General features: G+C 56.9%; 8 protein-coding genes. All 8 read right to left on the bottom strand.

The features are described from left to right. Positions 1-95: 95 nt before the first annotated feature. The 8 genes from AC13EY_RS19015 to AC13EY_RS18980 all read right to left on the bottom strand — a co-directional run bounded on the left by AC13EY_RS19015 (position 96) and on the right by AC13EY_RS18980 (position 7,918). On the bottom strand, positions 96-1,727 hold the full coding sequence (locus tag AC13EY_RS19015) for a hypothetical protein (RefSeq protein WP_482877052.1): 1,632 nt from the start codon (positions 1,725-1,727) through the stop codon (positions 96-98). Then, positions 1,724-2,221, bottom strand: coding sequence for a hypothetical protein (locus AC13EY_RS19010; RefSeq protein WP_482890434.1), 498 nt, complete (start codon positions 2,219-2,221; stop codon positions 1,724-1,726). Before AC13EY_RS19010 ends, AC13EY_RS19015 begins: the two co-directional genes overlap by 4 nt. 411 nt (positions 2,222-2,632) lie before the next feature. Next, entirely contained in the window at positions 2,633-3,787 is a 1,155-nt protein-coding gene (gene rsgA, locus AC13EY_RS19005; protein ID WP_233048744.1) for a ribosome small subunit-dependent GTPase A, read from the bottom strand. 459 nt (positions 3,788-4,246) lie between these two features. Further along, entirely contained in the window at positions 4,247-4,846 is a 600-nt protein-coding gene (locus tag AC13EY_RS19000) for a hypothetical protein (protein ID WP_482877056.1), read from the bottom strand. 86 nt (positions 4,847-4,932) lie between these two features. Then, entirely contained in the window at positions 4,933-5,124 is a 192-nt protein-coding gene (locus tag AC13EY_RS18995; protein ID WP_233048742.1) for a 2-hydroxymuconate tautomerase, read from the bottom strand. Positions 5,125-5,134: 10 nt separating this feature from the next. Continuing rightward, complete coding sequence (dmpH, locus tag AC13EY_RS18990) at positions 5,135-5,938, bottom strand: 2-oxo-3-hexenedioate decarboxylase (protein WP_233048741.1); 804 nt, start codon at positions 5,936-5,938, stop codon at positions 5,135-5,137. Beyond that, a complete protein-coding gene (gene dmpG / locus AC13EY_RS18985) occupies positions 5,935-6,969 on the bottom strand; it encodes a 4-hydroxy-2-oxovalerate aldolase (protein ID WP_088277035.1) in 1,035 nt (344 codons plus the stop codon). Before dmpG ends, dmpH begins: the two co-directional genes overlap by 4 nt. Before the next feature lie 10 nt (positions 6,970-6,979). Then, positions 6,980-7,918: an acetaldehyde dehydrogenase (acetylating) gene (locus AC13EY_RS18980; RefSeq protein ID WP_233048740.1), complete on the bottom strand. Its 939-nt coding sequence runs from the start codon at positions 7,916-7,918 to the stop codon at positions 6,980-6,982. Between the last annotated feature and the right edge of the window lie 59 nt (positions 7,919-7,977).

Here is a 7,977-nt window from a genome sequence, read left to right as displayed (position 1 = left end):
TTCTGATGCTCGGCTTGGGCGAAGGTGATCTGCTTCATCGGGTGGCTTGGCTGAGGTAGTGGCAGTGTCTGGTGATTATACTCAGGGCTGCGTAATCAGGCAGAGGGCTGATTTGTGCAGCGTTTCCCTAACTCCTCTTCCCGGAAGATTTTATAGGCCTTGTAGATGGAAATACTGTCAAACTGGGTGTAGTACAGCCCAGCTTGCTGAATATCCGGATTTCCCGTGATCAATGCGATCAGAACATCATCAACTCCTTGATGATGTAGAAAATTTGGCAGGTGATCAGCGATCTTCCCCACAGAAAGCCTGGTAGCATTCGACTTGTTGATTTCCCTGAGTAGCTCTTCAGCCTGTAGCTCCAACTCCTTAGCATTCGTATCAGGAAGCGGTCTTATGGCCTGCTGACTGCATGGCACCGGAAACACGACAGGTGTTTTTTGCTGATCTAGCAGTTTCCTCTGGTTACCAGGCAATGCATGCGCCGGTAGCTCGTGAATATAGAGCCAATAAATTTCGTCCTTATCGAAAAAAAACCCATTTCCAGGTCTTTGCATATCACGAATGGCATGCAACTGGCTTGCTTCCAGCAACTTCGTGGGCCTGCGGCCAGTTGCAAGGGCCAGATACAGGACATATGCCGCGTCACTCCGCTCCATCCGGTCTCTAAGCTCTGATAGCAGGATCTTGATTTCAAATCTGGTTAGCCTGTTAGTCAGGCATATCAACCTCTTTTCTCGGCGCTCCATGCTTCCGGCGACGCTTTCCGCCCGCACAGCATTGAGAGCGAAAGATCTGCGCAGGCTCGCAGGAGCGTTGCTTTCAGCCTGTGTCGCAATGAAGGCTCCCGGCGCCTGATTATCTACACGTTGCTCGGATGGCTCTTGTGTGATTTCTGAAAAAATCGGCTCGAGCGATAGCTCCATATAAGCAGGAGAGTCTTCGGTCTCTGTCACATCCCGCATCTGCACCTGATGTGCATCAAGAGCAGGTAGAGGCTCTGGAAAATCACCTAGATCTTCATCCGAATTTTCAGTGGAGCTTGGTTCGGGCTTCTTCTCATGATCAGCTTCTAGCTGACCGTCAGGCGGCGAACGGCCTTCAGAATCATCGTTCCTGTATGTCCGCTTGTTGCCAACGTGTTTTTCCAGGCAGTCTTTAATAATGCGCCTGACTGGCAGCAATCTTTGCTTGGCATAGTCCTCAAACTCCGAACTCGCCTTAGTTAACTCATCAAAAAAAGCCTCTAACTTCGCCAGGAACTCCTTATCCGTCCCCCAGCCGGCAGACAGAAATCTATCAATTTCTGCGGTGCCCCTGCGCCTGGCCTTAGTCCGGTCCTCATAAAGGAGACGAAACTGCATCATCGCATGCCGGGGGCGTTCTGGATCGCTGAACATTTGCGCGTGCTCAAGAGCGCTGAGTAAAATCAGTCCCTGAAGATTTCTCAGCTGGGGTGACTCTGGCCTGATGCATAAAAACGCCTCAGATTGAGACTCAGAAATTTTTCTCCTGGCGCGTAGGTCTTCTAAGATCAGTCGTGAATTATTATCCGCAATGGTCCGATCGATACGTGGCTTTTCAGTGACATATCCCTGTGCGATGCTCCTAAGCTCTGAACCATTAGCTGAGTTCTCGGCGAAATCTTGCAGGATGAGGTTTGACAACTGGCAGAGGATTTTCAGTGTGTTGTCATCATGACTTTTGCCAAATAAGTTGTGGATCACCTCTGACCACCCTCAGGACCTATGTCGAGCAGCTTTTGAAGCATGCTTGGCTCGTGATCCGGAGTTTTTGGCGCTGATATCCTTTGCGCTGCAGACCTTGAAATCCCGCACAAACGCTCAAGTGCTTTAGTTGGTGTACGAGGAAGGTTACCTATAAATGCTTTTTCCCACAGCCATCTATTCCGGCTCAGTAAAGGATAGGCACTCTCAGGACCATGCGTCTTGGCGAGAGCGGCGCTAGACAGACCCAGCTCAGCTATAGCCGACCACTCTCCCAGGTTTGGCGGGGGAGTGGTATGAATCACTGCATAAACTGTTGACTTGCCACGCCGACGCAGTTCATAAAAAAGCTGCCATCCCGCAAAAACCATGTATTTTTTCTTTGAGCTTGCCGGCACGACATGGGCCGGCCGCACCTGCTGCAAGACCTCAAGCACCTCATCGCTGAGCTCATCGAAACGGTCGTCTTCATGGATATTCAACGAGTCGTTCACCGACTCCGTTATCACCGGATGGGGATAGAGCGAGCTCAGCTTAAGCCTTGTGTAGGTCGCCATGCGAGGAGGGTCTCACAGTCTGTGACTAGGATGAGCCATCATTTTAGGCGATACTCAAAATCATTCAATACCGCAGGTAAATTGCCCCATAAATTGTGCCCACTCCATCACCAATCACAGCCTAAACATGCGTTAATCCACCCCGATTGCCCCCTCTAAATCTGATTAAAGATATGCCATACCACTGAAATACCACATATTTATTGACTAATGCCGCGTAGTGCCTTTTAATACATTTAGGCGATACTGCCCTCCGAAGGCAGGGGTCGTGGGTTCGAATCCCGCCGAGTGCGCCATTTTCCCTTGAAGAAAACGCTTTCCCGGTAGCCCCCTTCTTCTATCCTGACCCTAATACCTGTCCTGCTTTCCCTTGCCTTTCTTGACGGAACGCACGAACTTTCCAAACGCCCTGTCCTTCCTGCGTTTTTCAAGATTCGACATCTCGTGAAACTCGGATTCCTTCTTGAGCTTGAGATAATTTTGGAAATGCTCAGGGTCCAACTCCTCGTTAGCGATGCCCTCCCGAATGGCGCAGCCCGGTTCGCTGGTATGCGTACAGTCGGCAAACCGACATTTGTGCGAATACGCCCGGATATCACTGAAGCTGTCGTCGATACCTTCACTGACGCCAAGCATCCCCAATTCGCGCATACCAGGCATGTCGATCAAAGACCCACCTTGCTCAAGCACGATAAGCTGGCGCCGGGTGGTGGTATGTCTGCCCTCGCCGGAAGCGCTGACTGCGCTGGTAGTCAGATCGCAGTCACCGACCAGAGAATTGATGAGCGTTGTCTTGCCTACGCCGGATGAGCCGAGCAGACAGCAGGTTTTACCTGGCTCAATCAGTTCGCGAACCTGGTCAACGCCATTGCCACTGACATTACTCAGCGCGATGACTCTGGCGCCTATCCCGGCGTCGCGAATCCTCGAGATCAATTGCTCCAATTCAACCGGACTGACCAAATCGCTCTTGGTCAGCAGTATCACTGGCTCGATACCCCCTTCACTCGTTATCACCAGATAGCGCTCCAATCTTCGCACATTGAAGTCAACGTGGCAGGACTGAACAATGAAGGCCAAATCGATATTGACGGCAATCATCTGGAACTCACCTTTGGCGCCAGGCTTTCTCCGCCGCAGAAACGACGTGCGCGGCAGCACCTCAAGGATGCTCGCATGGGCACCGGAGTCGTGATACCTGACACTCACCCAATCACCAACGCAAGGCTGATCGACAGAAGATGCGCTGGCGTAGATGGCTTTGCCCGTCAGCTTGGCAGGCACTTCGCTCTCGGCATTCCTGACGGTGTACTGATCGCGATCAACAGCAGTCACCCTGGCGATGGACTCGCCGTGACGACAATATCTGTCAGGAGGTGATAAATCCTTATGGCGATCGCAGGCGACAGGCGCAGAACAGCCTGAGTCACAGCATGCATCGGTAGAGTGGCAATCATGGGCAAGCTTATGAAGAGCCGCTTGCTTCGGCTTGGACGTAGTCATGTGGAAAATCCATTTGCAGCAATCAGGACGAACAAAACACGCAAACCACCGCTGGTGGCCTGCAATTGTTTGTGAACGCGACAACCTGAATCCCCTGCGTGTGCAGGGTTCGGGTTATCGGATTACTGCAATCTCCAACATCCAAACCTCGATAAATGATGCGGGCTGAATCGGGCGCCGCCAGTTGATGTTAGCCACCTCGATAGTTCAACTCAAGAACTCTCCAATCTCGAATACAAAGGCCACTGCAAGATGGCAGTGTTTGACCGCGAATGTCGGCCATCAAGTGACTAGTCAACCGTCCGATCCTGGCCGAAAGCAGCCACACCAGCGCGTCTGAACGATCAGGGTCGATGGAAAGTTGTTTCTCTCTCCATCGGCAGAAGGGCTGGGGTCAGACTTGACGTCAGGGACGGCCCAAGTCTGGACCTGCCTCTGGCAACGCTCAAGAATCGTTGATCAACTCATCCAGCCGAAACCAACCAGCGCGCGGCGCGCGTCGTCCAGATCAAAGCCGACGAGGCGCTCGGGTAATCGCATGCCGGCCAATCCGAGGGCGGCCTGCAGCAGGCAAAGCGTACCGATTCCGGGCTGGTCGCTACCGCCGCCAGCGTTGAATCCGGTGACAACCTGACGCCACTGATGTTGTTCAATCCACGAGGACATCAGGTCAAGCCAGGAGGAGTCGTACAGCGACTTCAGGCGCTGGCCCCCGTCAACGCGATCCAGGCATACCAGCAGCGTACCTTTCTCGCGCCAGTCGCTCAGTGCCTGGCCAATACCGCTGTAACCCGGCTCTTCAAAAGTTGCGCCCAACCGCAGCTCAATACATTCGCCGGCGAAGTCGCCAAACAGTTCTGCGGCAATCTGGTCCAGCGGTGAGCTGGCGCTGCGCTGCACCGATGCGCAAACGCCTCGGCTTGAAAGCCCTTCGGCCAGAGCGGACAAGCGCTCGCCATCTGTGCCGCTGCCGATCAGTTGCAGCCTGTCATCCTGCTCGGCAATCGTGATAAACAGCACTGCCTCCGGCGTTGCACCAGAGGCAAGCAACCGGGCCATCAAGGGCCCCCTGCCCGGATCTGCCTGCCGTTCTTCCCGGCAGGACAGAAACAGTACGGGCAGGGGCGGTCTTTGCGCTGACGCCACTAGCGACGCACCTTGCTGGCCGGCTCGCCACCAATGCCGAAGTGTGTCTTGGGCATTTCGCTGATGATCACCCGGACGCTCGGCAGGGGCGCATCCAGCGCCCGGACAATGGCCTCGCTCACTTCGCGAATCAGCGCTTCCTTCTGCTCGTCGCTGCGCCCTTCCAGAATATGAATCTGTGCAATCGGCATGGCATCCTCCTTAAATGAATCGGCAGGTGACGCTACCCAGCCCCTGGTAACGGACGCTGATATTATCGCCCGCTTCGACGGTAATGGCCGCGGTGATGCCGCCGGTCATGATGAAGCTGCCGGCCGGGATGTGTTCGCCGCGCTCGGCCAGCAGATTGGCCAGCATGGCGACACTCGACGCCGGGTGGCCGAGGACCGCGGCGCCAGCACCAACATCAACCACTTCGCCGTTCTTCTCCACCACAACGCCAACGTTTTTCAGGTCAACGTCTTCGACGTTGGCCATCATGCCACCGGTGATAAAGCGCGTTGACGAGGCGTTGTCGGCCACCACGCTGATCAGATCGAACTTGAAGTTCTCGTAGCGCGAGTCAATCACCTCGACCGTCGGCACCACATAATCGGTCGCTGCGAGCACATCGCCGATGTGGCAGCCCGGGCCCTTGAGCGGCGCCTTGGTCACAAAGGAGATTTCCGCCTCGATCTTCGGGTGGATCAGCTTGCTGGTGTCCACCACGCCGCCGTCGGGCACACTGAAATAGTCGGCCAGGAAACCGTAGATCGGGGTTTCCACGCCCATCTGCGCCATTTTTGCCCAGGAGGTCAGGCCCATCTTCAGGCCGACGACCTTGTTGCCGCGAGCCTCCTTGCGCCGGCGGATTTCCCACTGGATATCGTAGGCATCGGCGAAGGTCATCTGCGGGTAGTCGTTGGTGATCTTGTGGATATCGTGCGCCTGCAGCTCGGCGTTCTCGATGTGCTCGGCCAGTGCCAGTACCTGCTCGGGCGTCAGGGTGCGTTTCTGCTCTTTCATGCCGACTGCTCCTGTTTTTTCAGCAGATCCAGTGCTACATCCACGATCATGTCTTCCTGGCCGCCGACCATGCGGCGCCTGCCCAGCTCGACCAGGATGTCGACGGTTTTCAGACCGTATTTCTGCGCCGCCACCTCGGAGTGACGCAGGAAGCTGGAGTAGACGCCGGCATAGCCCAGCGCCAGGGTTTCGCGGTCAACCCGCACCGGGCGATCCTGCAGCGGGCGGACGATGTCATCGGCGGCGTCCATCAGGGTGTAGAGGTCGGTACCGTGTTCCCAGCCCAGCCGTTCGGCGGCGGCGATGAACACTTCCAGCGGCGCGTTGCCGGCGCCGGCGCCCATGCCGGCCAGGCTGGCGTCGATGCGGTCACAGCCCTCTTCCACTGCGGCAATCGAGTTGGCGACACCCAGGCTCAGGTTGTGGTGGGCGTGCATACCGGTCTGGGTTTCCGGCTTGAGCACATCCTTGAGCGCGCGGAAGCGGTCACGGATATCCTGCATGCCCATGGCGCCGCCGGAGTCGACCACATACAGGCAGGTGGCGCCGTAGTCCTCCATCAGCTTGGCCTGCTGCGCCAGCCCCTGCGGGGTCTGCATGTGGCTCATCATCAGAAAGCCGACGGTATCCATGCCCAGCTTGCGGGCATGCTCGATGTGCTGCTTGGAGACGTCGGCCTCGGTGCAGTGCGTGGCGACCCGCACGATGCGTGCCCCGGCACTGTAGGCGTTGTCCAGGTCATGGGTAGTACCGATACCGGGCAGCAGCAGGGTGGCGATTTGCGAGTGGGTGATCACTTCGGCTACCGCCTCGATCCATTCCAGGTCGGTGTGGGCACCAAAGCCGTAGTTGAAGCTGGAGCCCTGCAGGCCGTCACCGTGGGCCACTTCGATGGAATCGACCTTGGCCTTGTCCAGAGCGCGGGCGATGTCCTGCACGTTCTTGATCGAGTACTGGTGGCGGATCGCATGGCTGCCGTCACGCAGGGTGACGTCGGAGATATAGAGTTTCTTGCCGGGATTGAATGTCATGGTCGTGTCCTCAGGCCAGGTTCATCGACTGCGCCATGCGCTCGGCGGTCGCCAGCGCCGCAGAGGTCATGATGTCGAGGTTTCCGGCGTAGGCCGGCAGGTAATGGGCGGCACCTTCGACTTCCAGGAAGATCGAGGTTTTCAGCCCGCTCAGGTGGCCGAGGCCCGGTACGTTCAGCGGCTGCTCCGGCGGGATCACGTCGAACTGCACCTTCTGCTTGAGGCGGTAACCCGGCACGTAGCTGTTGACCGCCTGCACCATTTCCTCGACCGAGGCTTCAACGGCGGCCTGATCGGCCAGTTCACTGAGCACATAGACGGTATCGCGCATGATCAGCGGCGGCTCGGCCGGGTTCATGATGATGATCGCCTTGCCGCGACGGGCACCGCCGATCACTTCAATCGCCTTGGAGGTGGTTTCGGTGAACTCATCGATGTTGGCGCGGGTGCCCGGGCCGGCCGACTTCGAGGAAATCGAAGCGACGATTTCGCCGTAGTGCACCTTGGCCACACGCGAGACCGCAGCCACCATCGGGATGGTCGCCTGACCGCCACAGGTGACCATGTTGACGTTGGTCTCGTTGATGTTCTGTTCCAGGTTTACGACCGGCACGCAGTAGGGGCCGATGGCCGCCGGGGTCAGATCGATGATGCGCAGGCCCGGCTTGTGACCGCGCAGAAAGACTTCGTTGTGCCTGTGGGCACCGGCCGAAGTGGCATCGAAGATAAAGTCGATGTCGGCAAACTCCGGCATCTTGACCAGCCCATCCACCCCTTCGTGGGTGGTGGCCACGCCCATGCGCGCAGCACGCGCCAGGCCATCGGATTCGGGGTCGATACCGACCATGGCACCCATGGCGATATGCTGACTGTTACGCAAAATCTTGATCATCAGGTCGGTGCCGATGTTGCCCGAGCCGATGATCGCAGCTTTCAGTTTCTTGCTCATTGTCTTTTCCCTCTCTGGGAATAATCCGCTGTGCAGGCGTGACCGCGGGGCCACGCCCG

The sequence above is a fragment of the Halopseudomonas sp. L-58 genome, assembly GCF_056859475.1.
This window is presented reverse-complemented; position numbering and strand designations above follow the sequence as displayed.